The sequence below is a fragment of the Phytohabitans kaempferiae genome (genome assembly GCF_042433955.1).
GTDB lineage: Bacteria > Actinomycetota > Actinomycetes > Mycobacteriales > Micromonosporaceae > Phytohabitans > Phytohabitans kaempferiae.
Window position 1 is genome coordinate 16,787 of record NZ_JBHLUH010000013.1, and the last position, 21,680, is coordinate 38,466.

Genomic DNA, 21,680 nt, shown 5'->3' on the forward strand with positions numbered 1-21,680 from the left:
GGGACAAAACCATGCACCATCTCATCTCGATCAGCGACCTGACCGACGACGACCTGCACGGGATCGTGGCCCGCGCGGCCCGGTTCGGCACCGGCGGCGTGGCGGGCCGTCCCCTGGAGGGGGCGATCGCCGGCATCTACTTCCGCCGGACCTCGACCCGGACCCGGACCGCCTTCTCGGCCGGCGCGCTGCGGCTCGGCGCGCAGATCATCACGTTCGGGCCGGACGACCTCCAGCTCAACACCGGCGAGAGCACCGAGGACACCGGACGGGTCCTGTCCGGAATGCTCGACCTGCTCGTGGCCCGTACCGCCGACGCCACCGCCGAGCTGCGGTCGTGGGCGGCGGCCGGGCCGATGTCGGTGGTCAACGCGATGAGCGCGGAGGAGCATCCGACCCAGGCCCTGGCTGACCTGACCACGCTCGTGCGCCACTTCGGGCGGGTCGAGGGGCTGCGCCTGCTGTACGTCGGCGAGGGCAACAACACCGCCTCCGCGCTGGCCCTGGCGCTCACCCGCTATCCGGGCACGACGCTGGAGCTGCGGACCCCGACCGGGTACGGCCTCCAGCCGGACGTCGTCGCGACCGCCACCGCGCAGGCGGAGCGGACCGGCGCGGTCTTCGCCGAGCGGCACGACATGGCCGACCCGCCGGAGGACTTCGACGTCATCTACACGACCCGCTGGCAGACCACCGGCACCAGCAAGCCGACGCCGGACTGGCGCGAGGTGTTCGCCCCGTTCCAGGTCACGCAGGCGCTCTGGACCGGCAGCCCGAAGGCCGTGTTCATGCACGACCTGCCGGCGCACCGGGGCGAGGAGGTCACCGCGGAGGTGCTCGACGGCCCGGCCAGCATCGCCTTCGCCCAGGCGGAGAACAAGCTGCACAGCGCGATGGCGGCGCTGGAGTGGTGCTGGGCCGGACGATGACGCTGGCCGAGGCGGCGCCGAAGACGGAGGAGGTACCGCTCCGGCGCAACCGCAACTTCCAGTTCCTCTGGGCCGGGTCGGCACTGTCCATCCTGGCCGAGCGCTTCTCCGCCATGGCGTTCACGCTCGTGGTGATCTGGTCCGGCGGCTCGAAGGTCTCCGCGGGCCTGGTGGCGTTCGCGGCGCTGCTGCCCATGCTCCTGGTGCAGTTGCCGGCCGGGGTGCTGGTCGACCGCTGGAACCGGCGGCGCGTGATGCTCGTCTGCGTCGCCGGCCGGCTGGTCGGCATCGCGAGCGTCACCGCCGCCGTCGCGGCCGACCGCGTGTGGATCCCGCACCTGGCGGTGGTCGCCTTCGCGCAGGGCAGCATGACGGTCTTCTACCAGCTCGCCGAGCGGGCCACGGTCCGCTCGGTGGTGCCCGGCTCGCAACTGCCCGCGGCCATGGCGCAGAACGAGGCCCGTGGGCGGGGCGCCAACTTCGTCGGCCATCCGACCGGCGGCGTGCTCTTCGGGCTGACCGCGTACGCGCCGTTCCTGACCAGCACGGTGTTCTACCTCGCGTCGCTGGTCGCGATGCTGCGGCTGCGTACGCCGGCACAGGCGCCCGGGAAGCGGAAGGGCTCCGGCGTCGGGGCCGGACTGCGGTGGGTCTGGCAGCGGCGGTACTTCCGCACCGCGCTGCTGCTGATCGCGGGCAGCAACCTGCTCTTCCAGGGCATGATCCTGACCCTCCAGGTGGTGATCAAGGAGCAGGACCGCTCGTCCGCGATCGTCGGCCTCATCATGGCCGCCGGGAGCGTGGGCGGCCTGGTCGGTGCGGTCGTCGGCGGCTGGTGGGTACGCCGGATGGCGATGCGCCACATCATGGTCGTCGCGCACCTGGCGTGGGCGCTGGTGATGCCCGCGCTGATCTTCACCAGCCAACCGGTGGCGTTCGGCGGGCTCTTCTTCACCACCTCGCTGATCGGCGCCGCCACCACGGTCGCCGGCATGGTGTACCAGTTGCGGATCACGCCGGACAACATGCAGGGCCGGGTCGGCAGCGTCGTGCTTCTGCTCACCTCGGGCGCCAGCTCGATGGGGGCGCTCGGCACCGGCTTCCTGCTGGAGGCGGTCAGCACCAGGCAGGCGTTCACCGTCATGGCCGCGGTGATGGGACTGCTCGCGGTGGTCACCGCCCTCACCTTCCTCGGCCGGAAAGCGGCCGAGGACGAGAAGGCTACTGACGGTATGGGAAATCTATAGGGCTACATCCGATGCTTGCACCGTCCGAAAATCGAAAGCGCCGGGGAGCGTGTGATGTCTGACAGTTGGAAGCCGCTGGAGATCGATCCGGCCAGCATCGGCGCCGAGGCCAGTGCCGCCGGGCTGGTCAGCTACCTGCGCGGCGCCGCGGGTCTGGACGACCTGCTGGTCCAGGAGAAGGCGCTGGTGTTCCGCGGGTTCAACGTGGCGCCCGGCGAGCTGGACGGCGTGATGGACCTGCTGCTGCCGAACCGCCTGGCGTACGTGCACGGCAACTCGCCGCGCACGAAGGTCGGCAAGAACGTGTACACCTCGACCGAGTACCCGCCCGAGTTCACCATCTCGATGCACAACGAGCTGTCGTACGCCTCGTCGTGGCCCTCCCGCCTGCTGTTCTACTGCGAGAAGGCGGCCACCACCGGCGGTGCCACGCCGGTCGTCGACGCGGCGCTGTGGCTGGATTCGCTCGACCCCGAGGTGCGCGCCGCGTACGCCGACGGGGTCCGGTACACGCAGAACCTGCACGACGGCCTCGGGCTCGGCAAGAGCTGGCAGGACACGTTCGAGACGGACAACCGGGACGAGGTCGAGTCGTTCCTGGCCAACGCCGGCGCGACCTGGCAGTGGCGCTCGGACGGCACGCTCCGGGTCAGCCAGGTGCGCCCCTCGACCATCGCGCATCCGGTGACCGGCGCCGAGGTCTGGTTCAACCAGTCCGACCAGTGGCACGTGGCCGCGCTCGGCGACGAGATCAAGGCGCTCGCCCAGATCATGCCGGAGGAGGACCTGCCGCAGTCGGTGAGCTTCGCGGACGGCACGCCGATCCCCGGCGACTACGCCATCCAGGTCCGCGACCGCGGGCTGGAGAACGCGGTCGACGTCGACTGGGTCGAGGGCGACCTGCTGCTCATCGACAACCTGCTCGTGGGCCACGGGCGCCGGCCGTTCAGCGGCCAGCGGCGCATCCTGGTCGCGATGTCGGACTGAGCGGGCGGAGGGAGATGGCCATGGACCGCGTGCTTCCCTTCACCGTCGAGGCGGACGGCTCGGGCATCGGCGTGATCGAGCACATCGCCAGCGACCGCCAGAAGCTGCGCGGCCTGCTCGTCGAGCACGGCGCGTTGCTGCTGCGCGGCTTCGACATCGGCGGCGTGGACGGCTTCGACCAGGTGGTCCGGGCGCTCTCCGGGGCGCCGCTGACGTACGCCGAGCGCTCCTCGCCGCGCAGCACCATCAAAGGGCAGGTCTACACCTCGACGGACTACCCGCCGGACGAGGAGATCTTCCTGCACAACGAGAACTCGTACCAGGCCGTGTGGCCGCTGACGCTGTACTTCCACTGCCTCCAGGCGCCGCGGACCCAGGGCGCCACGCCGCTGGCCGACATCCGCCGCGTCTACGCGGGGATCGACCCGGCCGTGCGCGAGGAGTTCGTGCGCCGCAAGTGGATGGTCGTGCGCAACTTCCACCCCGACTTCGGCAGCTCGTGGCAGCACGCGTTCAACACGGAGGACCGGCTGGACGTCGAGGCGTACGCGACCGAGCGTGGCATCCAGCTGGAGTGGCTGGACGGCGACGGGCTGCGGACGCGGGCGGTCCGCGAGCCGGTGCACCGGCATCCGGTCACCGGCGAGAAGGTGTGGTTCAACCACGCGACGTTCTTCCACATCACCACGCAGGCCCGGGACGTGCGGGAGGGGCTGCTGGAGATCTTCGCGCCGGAGGAGTTGCCCAGCAACACGTACTACGGCGACGGCGGCACCATCCCGGACGACGTGATGGACCACCTGCGCGCGTGCTACCGGCAGGCGTCGACCCGGTACGACTGGCAGTACGACGACGTGCTCGTGGTCGACAACATGCTCGCGGCGCACGGGCGGGAGCCGTACACCGGACCCCGCAAGATCGCCGTCGCGATGGCCGAGCCGTCCGGCGGATGACGGTTCCATGAAGATCGGCGGAAGGGCTCCCCACCAGGGGAGCCCTTCGTCCGTTGCGCCCGAGGACGGGGAGGTGGTGCTAGGTGCAGGGCGAACACGGGTACCTGTGTCCTGGTTTACCCGGGGGCGTCTTCTCTACGGTCATGGTGTGACTTCGAACCGGCTCGTCGCCACCGAGCGGCTGGGACACCCGCCGTGGTCGCCGCGCGCCTGGCAGATCACCGCCCACGTGCTGGTGGGCGGGGTCGTCGGCCTGGTCACCGGCGGGCTGGTGCTGACCCTGGCGCTGGCCACCGCCATTCTCTCGGTCACGGTCGTGTTCGCGCTCGGCACCGGGCTGGCGCTCTTCGCCTGCGTGCACGCGTTCGCCGCGTTCCAGCGCTCCCGGTTCGAGGCGTTCCTGGGCGAGACGATCCCCGCGCCGCCCGTCCATCCGTACGGCGGCTGGGCGCAGCGGCTGGCCGGCGAGATCCGTTCGGAGACGCTCTGGCGGCAGCTCGCGTACCACCTGTTCGCCCTGGTCGTCGGCACCGCCAGCGCCGCGGTCGTGGCGCTGGCCTGGGCCGGTGGCCTGCTGCTGGTCACCGCCCCGCTGCACAGCTGGCTCTTCGCCACCGACCCCGCCGGCCCGCTGGGGATCGTCCTCGCCACCGCCGCCGGCGTGGCGCTGCTCTTCGCGGCGCCGTGGCTGGCCCGCGGGGTCGCCGCCGTCGACCTGCTGGCCGGCCGGGCGCTGCTCGGCCCGAGCCGGGGCGCCGAGCTGGCCCAGCGGGTCGCGCTGCTCGCCCGCAGCCGGGCCGAGCTGGTCGAGGCCGCCGACGCCGAGCGCCGCCGGATCGAGCGTGACCTGCACGACGGCATGCAGCAGCGGCTGGTCTCGCTGGCCATGAACCTGGGGCTGGCCCGGGCCTCCTTCCCGGACGCCCCCGACCCGCTCCGCGACGCGATCGCCCGTTCCCACGACGACGCCAAGCTGGCGCTGAGCGAGCTGCGCGACGTGGTCCGCGGCCTGTACCCGGCGATCCTGGACAACCTGGGGCTGGACGCGGCGCTCTCCGGCGTCGTGGCCCGCTCGCCCGTGCCGGCCCGGCTCCGGGTCGACCTGGCCCACCGGCCGCCGGTGGCGATCGAGGCGGTGGCCTACTTCGTCGTCTCCGAGGCGCTCTCCAACGTCGCCAAGCACTCCGGCGCCCGCCGGGTCGAGGTCACCGTCGTGCTGCCCGAGGGGGGCGACCGGCTGCGGGTCGTGGTCGCCGACGACGGGCGGGGCGGCGCCCGTCCCGAGGGCGGCACCGGGCTGCGGGGGTTGGCACAGCGGGTGGCTTCCGTCGATGGCACGCTGAACATCGACAGCCCGGACGGGGGACCGACGACCATCGCGGTGGAGTTGCCATGCGGGTCATGATCGCCGAAGACTCTGTGCTGCTGCGGGAGGGCCTGGTCCGGCTGCTGGAGGCATCCGGCATGGAGGTCGTCGCGGCGGTGTCCGACGCCGACGCGCTGCTCGACGCGGTGGCCAAGGACCAGCCGGACATCGTCGTGGCCGACGTCCGCATGCCGCCGACCTTCACCGACGAGGGGCTGCGGGCCGCCTTGAGCCTGCGGCAGAAGTGGCCGTCCGTCGCGGTCCTGGTCCTCTCGCAGTACGTCGAGGAGCGCTACGCCACCGAGTTGCTGTCCCGCCCGGACAGCCGGGTCGGCTACCTGCTCAAGGACCGGGTCGCCGACGTCGCCGAGTTCGTCGACGCGCTGCGGCGCGTGGCCGACGGCGCGACCGTGCTCGACCCCGAGGTGGTCTCCCAGCTGCTCGTCCGGCACCGCAGCGACCCGCTGGAGCGGCTCACCCCGCGCGAGTCGCAGGTGCTCGGCCTCATGGCCGAGGGGCGCTCCAACTCCGGCATCGCCGCCGCCCTCGTGGTCAGCGAGAGCGCGGTCGCCAAGCACGTCAACAGCATCTTCACCAAGCTCGACATCGCGATGGAAGACAACGACCACCGCCGTGTGCTCGCCGTGCTGCAGTTCCTGAAGGGCTGAGGAGAGATCGTGTCCAGACTTGTCGTGGAGAAGCGGACGGCGTGGATGACGCTGGGCACCGCGGCGACGGTCGTCGTGCTCCTCTTCGCCGGTGCCGTGGCGTGGACCTGGCTGAGCCCCAAGCGCACCGACGAAGACCGGCAGAGCTACCGGCAGGCGGTCGCCCGCGTGCACCTGGACAGCAACGCCGGCGACATCACGGTGTCGCCGGGGGAGCCGGGCGTGGTCACGGTCGAGCACAGGCTGGCCTGGAGCTCGCTGCGCAAGCCGACCGTCGAGCGGACCTGGAGCGGCGACACGCTGACGATCACCGGGCGCTGCCCGCGCACCGGCCTCAAGTTCGGGCTGGGCAGCGACTGCACGATGGACTACGTGCTGACCGTGCCGCCGGACGTGACCCTCGACCTGCGCACCGAGGCCGGCAGCGTACGGGTCAGCGACCTCACCGGCGAGATGCGGCTGGCCGCGTCCGCCGGCGACATCACCGCCGAGAACGTCTCCGGCCCGCTCTGGGCGCGCGCCGACAGCGGCCAGATCACCGGCACCGGGCTCCGGTCGGACACCACCGACGTCGAGATCGACTCCGGTGACGTGGAGCTGTCGTACGCCGAGGCGCCGCCCAGCGTCAGCGCGGTGGCCAGCGCCGGAGACGTGGTGATCGCGCTGCCCGCCGGGGCGTACAAGGTCACCGCCGAGGCGGCCTCCGGCGACGAGCGGGTCGGCGTCACCACCGACCCGGCCGCAACCTCCGCCGTCACCGCGCGCACCAGCGCCGGCGACGTCACGATCCAGTACACCACCTAGGGCCCCAGCCGCCCCTCACACTCCGCAACCACGAATCTCTTTGGGGGATCGATGGACGAGACCGTGCGCCTCGAGGCGTTGACCAAGACGTACGGCGCCGGCGACAACGCCGTGACGGCGCTACGCGGCGTGACCCTCGAATTCCCGCCCGGCAGCTTCACCGCGATCATGGGACCGTCTGGTTCCGGCAAGTCGACGCTGTTGCAGTGCGCCGCCGGGCTGGACCGGCCGAGCGGCGGTCGGGTGATCGTCGCCGACACGGACCTCAGCGTGCTCGACGAGACCGCGCTCACGCTGCTGCGGCGGGACCGGATCGGTTTCGTGTTCCAGTCGTTCAACCTGCTGCCGTCGCTGACCGCCGCGCAGAACGTGGCCCTGCCGCTGCGCCTCGCCGGCGTGCGCCCCGACCCGGAGACGATCAGCCAGGCGCTGCGCCAGGTCGGGCTCGAAGGCCGCGCCAACCACCGGCCGGGCGAACTCTCCGGCGGCCAGCAGCAGCGGGTCGCGATCGCCCGCGCGCTGGTGACCAAGCCGGCGGTGCTCTTCGCCGACGAGCCGACCGGCGCGCTCGACACGATGACCAGCCGCGACCTCCTGCGTACCCTGCGCGGGCTGGTCGACCGGGCGGCCGGCGGCGGCTCCGGGATCCGCACGATCGTGATGGTCACGCACGACCCGGTGGTCGCCTCGTACGCCCACCGCGTGGTCTTCCTCGCCGACGGCAAGCTCGTCGGCGAGATCGAGGACCCGACCGCCGACGCGGTCGCCGCGCGCATGGTCCACCTGGAGGTGGCGGCGTGAGTGAGCCTTCGGCGCCGCCTGAGCGAACGAACCCGAGGAGGACAGCATGATGGGCATCGCCGTGCAGACGTTGCGAGCCCGGTGGGTCTCGTTCGCCGGCACCGCGGTCGCGCTGGTGCTCGGCGTGGCCCAGGTCACCGCCATGGGGCTGCTGCTGGGCGCGCTGCTCGACCTGCCGGACCGGCCGCCGCAGCGGTTCGCGACCGCGCCGGCCGTGGTGTTCGGCACCGACCCGGAGTGGAACCCGGCCCACCACGACCTGGGCGTACGCTCGCTCGCCGAGGCGAAAGGCGTGCCCGACGACGTGGTGCGGCGGCTCGCCGAGACCGGCGAGGTGGTCCTCGACCGGGCGTTCTACGCGCAGGTCCAGGGCGGCCGGGCGGACCAGGTCGGCCATCCGTGGTCGGTGGCCCGGTTCGGCGGGTACGAGCTGGCGGAAGGGCGCGCGCCGACCAGCGACACCGAGATCGTGGTGGGCGGTGGCGGCGCCGGCGTTGCGGTCGGGCAACAGGCCGTGGTCCTCACCGCGGAGGCGGCGCGGCCGTACCAGGTGGTCGGCGTGACCGCGCCGGTCGACTACGAGCACGCGGTCTTCTTCACCGACTCCGAGGCGGCCCGCATCTCGCCGCGGGTCGAGTCGGTCGTGGCGATGGGGCCGCTGGACGCGGTCCGCTCGGCCGTGTCCAGCTCCACTGTGGAGGTACTGGTCGGCGGCGACCGGCACCGCGTGGACGTCAGCGAGGACCGCGACCGGGAGGCGCTGGACAACACCGTCACGCTGCTGCCGATCACGGCGAGCGTGGCCGGCTCGACGGCCATCTTCGTGGTGGCGTCCACGTTCGCGTTCGCGGTGGTGCAGCGCCGCCGGGAGGTCGCGCTGCTGCGCACGGTCGGCGCCACGCCCAAGCAGGTACGCCGCATGGTGCTCGCCGAGGCCGTGCTCGTCGGGGCGGTCGCGTCGGCGGCCGGCTGCGCGCTGGGGCTGCTCGGCGCCCGGCTGCTCGCCCGCTGGCTGATCAGCCTCGGCCTCTCGCCCTCGTGGTTCGGGGTCAGCCCGTCGCTCGCGCCGGCCGTGCTGTTGCCGATCGCCGGCGCGTTCCTCACCGGCGTGCTGGTCGCGCTCTGCGGCGCGGCCGCCGCCTCCTGGCGGGCCGGACGGGTCCGCCCGATCGAGGCGCTCCGGGACGCCACCGTGGACCGGCCGATGACCTCCGGTCGTTGGCTGCTCGGCGTCGGCGGGCTCGCCGCCGGGGTCGGCATGGTCGGATACGTGGCCTTCGCCGCGCCGGAGATGACCCTCGTGCCCAACAAGTACGTGCCCACGCTGCTCGTGCCGATCGGCGCCTTCGCGCTGCTGGCACCGGTGCTCGTCGGCCCGCTGACCCGGCTGCTGATGGCGCCGTTCGGCGGGGCCAAGGGCGCCGGGGCGATGGTCGTGCGGGAGAGCGCGCTCACCGCCCGGCGGCGTACCGCGGCGACGGCCGTACCGGTGCTGCTCACCGTCGGGCTGGCGATCTCGCTGCTCGGCGCGACCGACACCATCAACGAGGCGCGCGACAGCGGGCTGCGCAACCAGGTGACGGCGGACTTCGTGCTCACCCCGGACGGGAGCCCGGGCATCGGCCGCGCGGCCGTCGAGCGGGTCGACGCGGTACCCGGCGTGGCGGTCGTCGCGCCGGTGCTCACCACGCTGTACACGATGGACGGTGACCGGATCCAGGAGAACGACGGCTACGCGGTCGAGCCGGCCGCCCTCTCCAGCACGCTGGACCTGCCCGTGGTGGAGGGCTCGCTCGCCGACCTCAACGACGACAGCATCGTGGTCGCAAAGTCGTGGGGGTACGAGCTGGGCCAGCCGGTCGAGGTCTTCATGGCCGACGGCACGACCGTGTCCCTGCGCGTGGCCGCCATCTACGAGGCACTGCGCGGGCAGGACATCGGCTACCTGACGCAGAAGTACGCCGGCACCGGGGCGTACGCCCGCAACGGGCTGGCCCGCCGGGCGTACGTGTCGCTGGAGCCGGGCACCGACCCGGAGGCGGCGGCCGCGGCCATGCGGACGGCGGTGAGCGGGCTCGGCGCGCAGGTGCTCACGACCGAGCGGCTCGTGGCGACCGAGGCGGCCGCCGCCCGCCAGCTGACCAACGTGCGGCAGCGCTCGGTCGCGGTCATCGTGGTCGTGTTCTGCTTCATCGCGATCGTCAACACGCTGCTGATGGCGACCGCCGACCGCCGCCGCGACCTGGCGGTGCTGCGGCTGGCCGGGACGACCCCGCGGCAGGTGGTGGCGCTCTTCGCGGCGGAGTCGTTGCTGGTGGCCGGGATCGGCGTGGTGCTGGCGCTGATGGCGTCCGCGCTCAACCTGGCCGGGCTGTGGGTCGCGCTGAGCGGGCTCTTCGGTGCCACGCCGGTCGTCGTACCCGTCGGGATCGTCGCCGCCATCGCGGCGGTGGCGGCCCTGCTGGCCGTCCTCGGCGCGGTCCTGCCGACCTCCGCCTCGCTGCGCGCCAGCGCGGTGGCGCTCACCACAGCGCGCGAATAGACGTTCCTCATCCCGATCAGGGAGCGGCCCACCCCCGTGGCCGCTCCCTGATCGCCGTTAGGGTCCTGATCGCCGTTAGGGTCTGATCGCCGTTAGGGTCTGATCGCCGTTATAGGGCAGATATAGCGGCTCCCGCGATGCTCACCGCATGAGTGATGAGCTGACCTATCGCGTGGTCGTCAACGACGAGGAGCAGTACTCGATCTGGGCGGCCGACCGCGAGCTGCCCGCCGGCTGGCGTGCCGAGGGCACCAAGGGAACCAAGCAGGAGTGCCTCGCGCGGATCGCCGAGGTGTGGACCGACATGCGCCCGCTGAGCCTGCGGCGCCGGATGGAGCAGGCGGCCTGACGGCCGCCCGGGCGAACGCCAGCAGACGACCGACGGAGGACGCGAAGCCGTGAGCGAGCGCAGCGAGCGAACAACAGGACACAGCGCGTGTGGAGCCTCATGCCCGCCCGCGGCGAAGCGAGGACGGCCATGAGCGGCGGTGGCGTGCGGACGACCGAGCGTGCGGACGCGCTCCGCGAGGAGCTGATCCGGGCCAGGCTGGCCGGCGGGGGCGGGCGTACCGAGCAGCGCCTCCGCCTGGAGCCGGTGGACCGCACCGGTCCGCTGCCTCTGTCGTACGGGCAGCAGCAGATGTGGTTCCTCAGCCGGCTGGAGCCGGACAGCTGGGAGTACGTGGTCCCGGTCGCCCTGCGGCTGCGCGGCCGGCTCGACGTCGACGCGCTGCGGGGCGCGTTCGGCGGGGTCGTGGCGCGGCACGAGATCCTGCGGACCCGGTACGCGCTGGCCGGCAAGGAGCCGGTGCAGGTGATCGACCCGCCGGCGCCGTTCGCCCTGCCGGTCGAGGACCTGGCCGCACTGCCCACAGTGGAGCGTGAGCGGCGGGCCGCCGAGCTGGCGGCGAGCGCGCCGGGCGAGCCCTTCGACCTGGCCGAGGAGCATCCGGTGCGGGCCCGCCTGCTCCGGCTCGCCGCCGACGACCACATCCTGGTCGTCGTCTTCCACCACGTGGCCTGCGACGCCTGGTCGGTGCGGGTCTTCGCGGAGGAGTTGGGCGCGGGCTACCGGGCCGCGCTGGACGGCACCGACGCCGCGCTGGCGCCGCTGCCCGTGCAGTTCGCGGACTACGCCGCGTGGGAGCGCGCACACCTCACCGGGAGCGTGCTCCAGCGCCACCTCGACCACTGGCGGGGACAGCTCGAAGGCGTACCGCCGCTGGAGCTTCCCACCGACCGCCCGCGCCCGCCGACGCGGAGCTGGGAAGGGGACGCGGTGCCGTTCGCGTTCCCGGCGGCGCTGACCGAGCGGCTGCGCAAGGTGAGCGCCGAGCACGACACCACGCTCTTCATGACGCTGCTCGCCGCGTACCAGACGCTGCTGGGGCGGTACACGGGCCGGACCGACGTCCCGGTGGGCACGGTCGTCTCCGGGCGGACCCGCCCGGAGGTCCAGCGCCTCATCGGGTACGGCATCAACAGCCTCGTAATGCGCGGGCGCGGCGAGGGCGACCCCACCTTCGCCGAACTGCTGGGGCGGACCCGGGCGACCGTGCTGGCCGCCTTCGACCACCAGGAGGTGCCGTTCGCCCGGCTGGTCGACGAGCTCCAGCCGCAGCGCGACATGTCCCGCACCCCGCTCTTCCAGGCCGCGTTCACCATGCACGAGGAGCGCGCCGCCGGCTTCGACCTGCCCGGCCTGGCGGTCGAGGCGCTCACCGCGCCGTCCCGCGTGGCCCGCTTCGACGTGACCCTACAGGTGGAGGAGGCCGCCGACGGCACGCTGCGCGGCAACCTGGAGTACGTCAAGGCGCTCTTCGACCGCTCCACTGTGGAACGTATGACCTGGCACCTGATGCGGCTGCTCGACCGCGCCACGGCGGAGCCGGACGTGCCGATGTCCCACCACGTGATGCTGGACGCGGGCGAGCTGGCGATCGTCGCGCCGCCCATCCAGCTCCTCACGCCGCCGGACGTGTGCGTGCACGAGGCGTTCGAGCGGCGCGCGGCGACCTGCCCCGACTCGGTGGCGGTGGTATTCGGTGACGAGAGCCTCACGTACGCCGAGCTGAACGCGCGCGCCAACCGCCTCGCCCACCACCTGCGGGACCTCGGCGCCGGACCGGAGACGCTGGTCGGCGTCTCGCTCGAGCGCGGCATCGACCTGGTGCCCACGCTGCTCGGCGTGCTCAAGTCGGGCGCCGCGTACCTGCCGCTCGACCCCGCGTACCCGGCCGACCGCCTCGCCTTCATGCTCTCCGACACCGCCGCGCCGGTCGTCGTCACCACGGCCGCGCACGTCGAGAAGCTCAGCGCGATCCACTCTGGACGGTTCGTGGTGCTGGACGGGGAGACCGACGCCGCCGTCCTCGCCGAGCGCCCGGTGACCGACCCCGTGCCGGTGTCCACTCCGGACAACCTCATCTACGTCATCTACACCTCCGGCTCGACCGGCCGCCCCAAGGGCGTCTGCCTGACGCACGCCAACGTGCTGCGGCTGCTCACCACGGCCGAGGAGCACTACGCGTTCGGCGAGACCGACGTGTGGCCGCTGTTCCACTCGTACGCCTTCGACGTCTCGGTCTGGGAGCTGTGGGGCTCGCTGCTCTACGGCGGCAAGCTGGTCGTCGTGCCGCAGGCGGTGACCCGGTCGCCGGAGGACTTCCTCGACCTGCTCGTCGCCCACCGGGTCACGGTGCTCAACCAGACCCCCTCGGCGTTCCGCGGCCTGGTGGCGCTGGCCGGCGAGGGCGACCGGCGGATCGACGCACTCGCGCTGCGGGCCGTGGTCTTCGCCGGCGAGAAGCTGGAGGTGCAGGAGCTGGCGCCCTGGGTCGCCCGCCGCGGCCTGGACCGCACGCTGCTGCTGAACATGTACGGCATCACCGAGACGACCGTGCACACCACCTACTACCGGCTGGTCGCCGCCGACCTGGTGCCCGGCGCGCCCAACCCGGTCGGGCATCCGCTCCGCGACATCCAGGTCTACCTGCTCGACGCGGACGGCAACGTGGCGCCGATCGGCGTGCCGGGCGAGATCCACGTCGGCGGCCCGGGCGTGGCCCGCGGCTACCTCCACCGGCCCGAGCTGACCGCCGAACGTTTCGTGCCCGACCCGTTCGGCCCGCCCGGCGCCCGCCTCTACAAGAGCGGCGACCTGGCCCGACGGGAGCCGGACGGCAGCCTGTCGTTCCTCGGCCGGATCGACCACCAGGTGAAGATCCGCGGCTTCCGGATCGAGCTGGGCGAGATCGAGACGGCGATCGCGGCGCACCCGCAGGTACGGGATGCGGTGGTCGTGGTCCGCGAGGACAAGCCCGGCGACAAGCGGCTGGTCGGCTACTGCGTGCCGGCCCGGGACGCCGTGCCGTCACCGGGGGAGCTGCGCGCGCTGCTCGCCCGCACGCTGCCCGAGTACATGATCCCGTCGGCGTTCGTGCCGCTCGGGAAGATCCCGCTGACCGCCAACGGCAAGCTGGACCGGGCCGCACTGCCCAGTGTGGACCGGACGGCGCTCTCCGCCGACCGCGCCTACGTGGCCCCGCGTACCCCGGAGGAGGAGCGGGTCGCCGCGGTCTGGCGCGAGGTCATCGGCGTCGACCGGGTCGGTGTGGACGACGGCTTCTTCGACCTCGGCGGTGACTCGATCCGCGCGGTGGCGCTCGTCGGGGCGCTGCGCGAGGCCGGCTACGACGTGGCCGTCCGGGACGTCTTCGCACACCGTACGGTGGCGCGGCTGACCGCGTTCCTCGGCCAGTCCGGCCCGGTGGCGGCCACCGCGCCGGCCGAGGGGGTACGGCCGTTCGCGCTCGTCTCCGCCGCGGACCGGGCCGCACTGCCGGAGGGCGTGGTGGACGCGTACCCGCTGGCCCAGGTGCAGCTCGGCATGGTGGTGGAGATGCTCGCCGACGACGGCCGGCACCACTACCACAACTCGACCTCGTTCCGGATCGTCGACAGCGAGCCGTTCGCGCTGCCCGCGTTCGTCCGGGCGACCCAGCTCGTCGTCGACCGGCACGAGGTGCTGCGGACCTCGTTCGCGCTGGACGCGTACTCGACGCCGCTCCAGCTCGTGCACGGCGTCGCCAAGCCGGCGGTCGGCGCGCGAGACCTGGCCGGCCTGGCCGGCGAGGAGCTGGAGCGGTCGCTGCGCGCGTTCATGGCGGCGGAGCGGGCCCAGCTCTTCGACCTCGCCCAGCCGCCGTTGGTCCGCTTCCACGCGCACACCACCGGCGACGGCTGGTGGCTGACGCTCACCGAGTGCCACGCGGTACTGGAGGGCTGGAGCCACCACTCGCTGCTGATGGAGCTCGTCGGCGCGTACAGGGCGTACCGGGACGGGCGCGAGCCGGAGCCCGCAGTGCCGGCCGCCGTGCGGTACGCCGACTTCGTCGCCGCCGAACTGTCCGCGTTGGACGACCCGGCGGACCGGGCGCACTGGCAGGGCACGGTCGAGCGGTACGCGAAGTTCACCCTCCCGGCCGGCTGGGGCGACGACCCCTCGACCCCGCGCGGCGTGCACAAGGCGTGGGTCCCGTACCGCGACCTGGAGGAGCGCCTGCGCGCGCTGGCCTCCACCGTCGAGGTGCCCATCAAGGCGGTGCTGCACGCCGCCCACCTCAAGGTGATGAGCCAGCTCACCGACGAGCCGGCGTTCCACACCGGACTCGTCACCAACGCCCGGCCCGAGGCGACCGGCGCCGACCGGGTCGCCGGCGTGTACCTCAACCCGCTGCCGTTCGGCTTCGACCGTGGCGCGCGCACCTGGCGGGAGCTGGTGCGGGGCGTTTTCGCCCGGGAGATCGAGGTGTGGCCGCACCGCCGCTTCCCGCTCGCCGCGATGCAGCGCGAGTTCGGCGGTGGCGAGCGGCTGGTCGACGTCCGCTTCAGCTACCAGGACTTCCGCCAGGTCGACGCGGACGTGGTCGACTACGCGGCGACGATCGACGACAGCCCGACCGAATTTCCGCTGGGCGTCTCGACCCGGGCCGGATTCTGCGTGCTGACCGCCAACAACCACTTCCTCAGCCGGTCCAACGTGGACCGTGTCGCGGCCATGTACCGCGCGGTGCTGGAGGCGATGGCGGCCGACCCGGAGGGCGACGCCGCGGCCACGTACCTGCCCGAGGGCGAGCTGCGCCGCGTGGTCCGGGACTGGAACGACTCGGCCGCCACGTTCGCCGAGGCGTCGGTGCTGGAGCTGTTCGAGCGGCAGGCGGCCGTCACGCCGGCCGCGACCGCGGTGCGCTGCGGCACGGCGGAGCTGACCTACGAGCAGTTGGACGCCCGCGCCAACCGGTACGCGCACCACCTGCGCGAGCTGGGCGTGGGGCCGGAGTCGCTGGTCGGCATCCTGCTGGAGCGCGGGCTCGACCTGCCGGCCGCCCTGCTCGGCGTCTGGAAGGCGGGCGGCGCGTACGTGCCGCTGGACCCGGCGTTCCCGGCCGACCGGATCGGCGCGATGATGGCCGACGCCGGCGCCCGGGCCGTGATCACGCAGGAGGCGTACGCGGACCGGTTCACCGGTGACGTGATGGTGGTGGACCGGGACCGCCGGCTGATCGCCCGCGCCCCGTCGACCGCCCCGGACCGTGCCGACGACCCCGACCGCCTCGCGTACGCGATCTTCACCTCCGGTTCGACCGGCCGTCCCAAGGGCGTGGCGGTGACGCATCGAGGGCTGGCCAACCATGTGCAGTGGGCGGCTGAGGTGTTGGCGTCGCGGGGTACGGGTGGTGCGCCGTTGTTCTCGTCGGTGGCGTTCGACCTGGTGGTGCCGAACCTGTGGGCGCCGCTGGTGTCGGGGCAGCGGTTGTGGATGCTTCCGCCGGAGGCGGAGCTGGATGCGCTGTCGCGGGAGTTGGCGGATGCCGCGCCGTTCAGCTTCATCAAGCTGACGCCGGGGCATCTGGAGATCCTTGAGCCGTCGGCTGGCTACGCGCCGGTGATCGTGGTGGCGGGGGAGGCGTTGCCGGGGCCGGTCGCGGAGAAGTGGCGCCAGGTGCTCGGTGACGGCAATCTGATCAACGAGTACGGTCCGACCGAGGCGAGTGTCGGCACGTGTATCTTCCCGGTCTCGGGGCCGCAGGGCGTCGAGGTGGTGCCGATCGGCCGTCCGCTGCCCAACATGACGATGCGCGTGCTGGACGCCAACCTGCGGCCGGTGCCGGTCGGTGTCGTCGGTGAGCTGTACGTGGGCGGCACCGGTGTGGCCCGCGGTTACGTCAACCGCCCCGAGCTGACCGCCGAGAAGTTCCTGCCCGACCCCTGGTCGCCGGGCGCGCGGATGTACCGCACGGGCGACCTGGTGCGCTGGTCCGTGGACGGCAACATCGAGTTCCTCGGCCGGATCGACGACCAGGTCAAGATCCGCGGGTACCGCGTGGAGTTGGGCGAGATCCGCGCGGTCCTGCTCGACCACCCCGGCGTGCGGGACGCGGCCGTGGTCGTGCACGAGGACCGGATCGTGGCGTACGTGGTCGGTTCGACCGAGGTCAAGGACCACTGTGGACGGACGCTGCCCGAGTACATGGTGCCGTCGGTCTTCGTCGCGGTCGAGCGGATCCCGTTGAACGCCAACGGGAAGGTCGACCGGCGGGCGCTGCCCGACCCGGACGGCCTCGCCGACGAGCGGGCGTACGTGGCCCCGCGCAACCCGGTCGAGGAGCGCATTGCCGCGCTCTGGTGCGAGGTGCTCGGCGCGGAGCGGGTCTCCGTCGAGGACAGCTTCTTCGACATCGGCGGCCACTCGATCCGGGCCATCGCGCTGGTCGGTGCGCTCCGGGCGGCCGGCTTCGACGCGGGCGTGCGGGACGTGTTCACGCACCGTACGGTCGCCGCGCTCGCCGCCGCACTGCCGAGCGCCGAGGGGACCGCCGACGAAGAGCCGGTGAAGCCGTTCGCGCTCATCGACGCGGCCGACCGGGCGGCCCTGCCGGGCGGGCTGGTCGACGCGTACCCGCTGGCCCAGGTGCAGCTCGGCATGCTCGTGGAGATGCTGGCCGACGACAGCGTGAACAAGTACCACAACACCACGACGTTCCGGATCCGCGACGGCCGCCCGTTCGACGTCGAGGCGCTGCGCGCGGCGGCGGCCGCGGTGGTCGCCCGGCACGAGATGCTGCGGACCTCGTTCGACCTGGACGGGCTGAGCGTGCCGATGCAGCTCGTGCACGGTACGGCCACGATCCCGATCGAGGTGCGCGACCTGCGCGGCCTCGACGCGGACGGGCTGCGCCAGGCGATCCGTGACTTCACCGCGCGGGAGCGGGCCACGCTCTTCGACCTGACCCGGGCGCCGCTGCTGCGGGTCGCCGCGCACGTGGAGAGCGACGAGGCGTGGTGGATGTCGGTCAGCGTCTGCCATCCGATCACCGAGGGCTGGAGCCACCGCTCGCTGCTGATGGAGCTTGTCGAGGCGTACCTCGGCGTCCGCGGCGGCGGTGTCCCTCCGGAGCGGGCGGTGCCCGCGCTGCGGTACGCCGACTTCGTGGCCGCCGAGATCGCCGCGGTCGAGTCCACTGAGGACCGGTCGTACTGGCAGGGCATCGTGGACCGGTACGCCCGCTTCCACCTGCCCGCCGGCTGGGGCGACGACGGCGACACGCCGCGCCGGGCGTACACGGTCAACGTGCCCCTCGCCGACCTGGGCGACGCGCTGCGGGCCCGGGCGAGCGAGGCGGGCGCCTCGCTCAAGGCGGTGCTGCACGCCGCGCACCTGAAGGTGATGAGCCAGCTCACCGACGAGCCGGCCTTCTACACCGGCCTGGTGTCCAGCGGTCGCCCCGAGGTCGCCGGCGCCGAGCGCGTGTACGGCATGTACCTCAACACGCTCCCGTTCGCGTACGACGGCACCGCCGCCACCTGGCGCGAGGCGGTCCGGCAGGCGTACGACCGGGAGGGCGAGCTCTGGCCGCACCGCCGCTTCCCGATGCCGGTGATCCAGCGCGACCTCGGCGACGGTGCCCGCCTGCTCGACGTCCGCTTCAGCTACCTCGACCTCCAGCAGGCCCAGGCTGAGACCGACGTGGTCGACGCCGAGTCGGGCGTGGGCGAGGGCGCCACCGAGTTCGGCCTCGCGGTCGCGGCCCGGGGAAGCGGGCTGGTGCTCACCGTGGACACGCACACGCTGAGCCCCACCAACGCCGAGCGGATCGGCCGGATGTACCGGGCGGTCCTGGAGGCGATCGCCGCCGACCTCGACGGTGACGCGCGGGAGACGTACCTGCCGGCCGGCGAGCGCGACCACCTGCTGATGGAGTGGAGCCACAACCCCGGCGCCACGGTGTTCCGCTCGGTGCTGGAGATGGTCGAGGAGCGGGCGGCCACGTCGCCCGGCGCGCTTGCCGTCGAGGTGGGCACGACCCGGGTCACGTACGCCGACCTGGACGCCCGCGCCAACCGGCTCGCCCACCACCTGCGCGAGCGGGGCGTGGGGCCGGAGTCGCTCGTGGCGGTGCTGCTCGACCGGGTCCCCGACCTGGTGGTGTCGCTGCTGGCGGTCTGGAAGGCGGGCGGCGCGTACGTGCCGCTGGACCCGGCCTTCCCGGCCGAGCGGATCGACCGGATGCTCGCCGACGCCGGCGTGCGGGTCGCGGTGACCCAGGCCGCCTACACCGACCGGTTCGCCGTCGAGACCGTGCTGCCGGACGCCTCCGACCAGCCGGCGACCGCGCCCGAGCGCGTGGACGACCTGGACCGCCTCGCGTACGTCATCTTCACCTCCGGCTCGACCGGCCGTCCCAAGGGCGTGGCGGTGACGCACCGAGGGCTGGCCAACCATGTGCAGTGGGCGGCCGAGGTGTTGGCGTCGCGGGGTACGGGCGGTGCGCCGTTGTTCTCGTCGGTGGCGTTCGACCTGGTGGTGCCGAACCTGTGGGCGCCGCTGGTCTCCGGGCAGCGGCTGTGGATGCTGTCGCCCTCCGCCGAGTTGGACGCCCTGTCCCAGGAACTGGCGGACGCCGCGCCGTTCAGCTTCATCAAGCTGACGCCGGGGCATCTGGAGATCCTTGAGCCGTCGCCGGACTACGCGCCGGTGATCGTGGTGGCGGGGGAGGCGTTGCCGGGGCCGGTCGCTGACAAGTGGCGCCAGGTGCTCGGTGACGGCAATCTGATCAACGAGTACGGTCCGACCGAGGCGAGTGTCGGTACCTGTATCTTCCCGGTCTCGGGGCCGCAGGGCGTCGAGGTGGTGCCGATCGGCCGTCCGCTGCCCAACATGACGATGTTCGTGCTCGACGCCAACCTGCGGCCGGTCCCCGCCGGCGTGGTCGGCGAGCTGTACGTGGGCGGCACCGGTGTGGCCCGGGGCTACGTCAACCGCCCCGAGCTGACCGCCGAGAAGTTCCTGCCCGACCCGTTCGGGTCGGTCGGCGGCCGCCTCTACCGCACCGGCGACCTCGTGCGCTGGTCCACCGAGGGCGCCATCGAGTTCCTCGGCCGGATCGACGACCAGGTCAAGATCCGCGGGTACCGCGTGGAGCTGGGCGAGATCCGGGCCGTGCTGCTCGACCACCCCGGGGTGCGGGACGCGGCCGTGGTCGTGCACGAGGACCGGATCGTGGCGTACGTGGTCGGTTCGACCGAGGTCAAGGACCACTGTGGACGGACGCTGCCCGAGTACATGGTGCCGGCCACGGTGATCGCGGTGGAGCGGATCCCGTTGAACGCCAACGGGAAGGTCGACCGTCGGGCGCTGCCCGACCCGGACGGCCTCGCCGACGAGCGGGCTTACGTCGCGCCCCGCACCGCCAGCGAGGAGCGGATCGCGGCCATCTGGTGCGAGGTGCTCGGCGCGGAGCGGGTCTCCGTCGAGGACAGCTTCTTCGACATCGGCGGCCACTCGATCCGGGCCATCGCGCTGGTCGGCGCGCTCCGGGCGGCCGGCTTCGACGCGGGCGTGCGGGACGTGTTCACGCACCGTACGGTCGCCGCGCTCGCCGCCGCGCTGCCCGGCGCCGACGGACCGGCCGCCGAGCCCGCCGGGGTCGCGCCCTTCGCGCTCGTCTCCGCGGACGTGCGGGAACGGCTCCCCGAGAACGTCGCCGACGCGTACCCGCTGTCGCAGGTGCAGCTCGGCATGCTGGTCGAGATGCTCGCGGACGAGCGGGCGGCGCGGTACCACAACTCCGCGACGTTCCTCATCCGCGACGGCCGCCCGTTCGACGCCGCGGCGCTGCGTGCGGCGGCCCGTACGGTGGTCGCCCGGCACGAGATGCTGCGGACCTCGTTCGACCTCGACCGGTACGGCGTGCCGCTCCAGCTCGTCCATCCGGAGGGCGTGGAGCTGCCGGTGACCGTGCACGACCTGCGCGGCCTGGACGCCGAGGGCGTGGAGGCGGCGGTGCGCGAGCACATCGCGCGGGAGCGGGCCAACCTCTTCGACCTGTCCCGCCCGCCGCTGCTGCGGATCTCCGCGCTGGTGGAGAGCGACGAGGCGTGGCGGCTCGGCTTCACGCACTGCCACGCGATCACCGAGGGCTGGAGCCAGCACTCGCTGCTGATGGAGGTGCTCGACCTCTACCGGCGGTTCGCCGAGGGCGGGGAGCCGGCAGCGTACGAGGCGCCGGCCGTCCGGTACGCCGACTTCATCGCGGCCGAGCTGGCGTCGCTGGAGTCGGCGGAGGACCAGGGCTACTGGCAGAACGTGGTGGACCGGTTCGCCCCGTGCGTCCTGCCGCCGGACTGGGGCGACGGGCCGGAGGCGCCGCGCCAGGACCTCAAGCTCCCGATCGTCTTCCGGGACATCGAGGAGCCGCTGCGGGCGCTCGCCGCCGACACGGGCACGTCGTTCAAGGCGGTGCTGCTGGCCGCGCACATGAAGGTGCTGAGCACGGTCATCAACGAGCCGGCGTTCCACACCGGTGTGCTCTACAGCGCCCGGCCCGAGGCGCCCGGCGCCGAGCGGGTCTACGGCATGTACCTCAACACGCTGCCGTTCGCCCACGACACCGCCGTCGCGAAGAGCTGGCGCGACCTGGTCCGGCAGGTCTTCGACCGGGAGGCGGAGGTGTACGCGCACCGCCGCTACCCGCTGCCGGCGATCCAGCGGCAGGCCGGCGGCCACCGGCTCTTCGACATCATGTTCCGCTACCAGGACTTCCACCAAGTCGACACCGGCCGCGTGGACGTGCGGGGCGGGGCCGGCGAGGGCACCAACGAGTTCACGCTGACGATCGCGACGCAGCCGGGCCACCTGGTGCTGCGGGCGATCAGCACGGGGCTCAACCGGGCCGCGGCCGAACGGCTGGCCGGCATGTACCGGGCGGTGCTGGAGGCGATGGCGGCCGACCCGGACGGCGACGCCCGGGCCACGTACCTGTCCGAACACGAGAAGGCACAGGTCCTCGAGGACTGGAACGACACCGAGGTGGAGTGGTAG

Annotated in this window: 11 protein-coding genes; all 11 read left to right on the forward strand. The window is 73.0% G+C overall.

Annotated features, from left to right (window positions below; translation table 11 throughout):
- Window positions 1-11 precede the first annotated feature (11 nt).
- The 11 genes from ACFFIA_RS11845 to ACFFIA_RS11895 all read left to right on the forward strand — a co-directional run bounded on the left by ACFFIA_RS11845 (window position 12) and on the right by ACFFIA_RS11895 (window position 21,680).
- The gene (locus ACFFIA_RS11845; RefSeq protein ID WP_377249792.1) at window positions 12-929 is read left to right on the forward strand and encodes an ornithine carbamoyltransferase; all 918 of its coding nucleotides are present in this window, start codon (window positions 12-14) and stop codon (window positions 927-929) included.
- Window positions 911-2,176 carry an MFS transporter gene (locus ACFFIA_RS11850; protein WP_377249794.1) on the forward strand — a complete coding sequence of 422 codons (1,266 nt, stop codon included), beginning with the start codon at window positions 911-913 and terminating at the stop codon, window positions 2,174-2,176. Before ACFFIA_RS11845 ends, ACFFIA_RS11850 begins: the two co-directional genes overlap by 19 nt.
- A 54-nt stretch (window positions 2,177-2,230) precedes the next feature.
- On the forward strand, window positions 2,231-3,163 hold the full coding sequence (locus tag ACFFIA_RS11855; RefSeq protein WP_377249797.1) for a TauD/TfdA family dioxygenase: 933 nt from the start codon (window positions 2,231-2,233) through the stop codon (window positions 3,161-3,163).
- A gap of 20 nt (window positions 3,164-3,183) precedes the next feature.
- On the forward strand, window positions 3,184-4,116 hold the full coding sequence (locus ACFFIA_RS11860) for a TauD/TfdA family dioxygenase (protein WP_377249799.1): 933 nt from the start codon (window positions 3,184-3,186) through the stop codon (window positions 4,114-4,116).
- A 148-nt stretch (window positions 4,117-4,264) separates the two neighbouring features.
- Window positions 4,265-5,521: a sensor histidine kinase gene (locus tag ACFFIA_RS11865; protein ID WP_377249801.1), complete on the forward strand. Its 1,257-nt coding sequence runs from the start codon at window positions 4,265-4,267 to the stop codon at window positions 5,519-5,521.
- Window positions 5,509-6,150, forward strand: coding sequence for a response regulator (locus ACFFIA_RS11870; RefSeq protein WP_377249803.1), 642 nt, complete (start codon window positions 5,509-5,511; stop codon window positions 6,148-6,150). The genes ACFFIA_RS11865 and ACFFIA_RS11870 overlap by 13 nt, the downstream gene beginning before the upstream one ends.
- Window positions 6,151-6,159: 9 nt before the next feature.
- Window positions 6,160-6,954: a DUF4097 family beta strand repeat-containing protein gene (locus ACFFIA_RS11875; RefSeq protein WP_377249805.1), complete on the forward strand. Its 795-nt coding sequence runs from the start codon at window positions 6,160-6,162 to the stop codon at window positions 6,952-6,954.
- A gap of 51 nt (window positions 6,955-7,005) precedes the next feature.
- A complete protein-coding gene (locus ACFFIA_RS11880) occupies window positions 7,006-7,755 on the forward strand; it encodes an ABC transporter ATP-binding protein (RefSeq protein ID WP_377249807.1) in 750 nt (249 codons plus the stop codon).
- A 46-nt stretch (window positions 7,756-7,801) separates the two neighbouring features.
- Entirely contained in the window at window positions 7,802-10,297 is a 2,496-nt protein-coding gene (locus ACFFIA_RS11885) for an FtsX-like permease family protein (RefSeq protein WP_377249809.1), read from the forward strand.
- 148 nt (window positions 10,298-10,445) lie between these two features.
- Entirely contained in the window at window positions 10,446-10,646 is a 201-nt protein-coding gene (locus ACFFIA_RS11890; RefSeq protein ID WP_377249811.1) for an MbtH family protein, read from the forward strand.
- 129 nt (window positions 10,647-10,775) lie between these two features.
- A complete protein-coding gene (locus ACFFIA_RS11895) occupies window positions 10,776-21,680 on the forward strand; it encodes a non-ribosomal peptide synthetase (RefSeq protein ID WP_377249813.1) in 10,905 nt (3,634 codons plus the stop codon).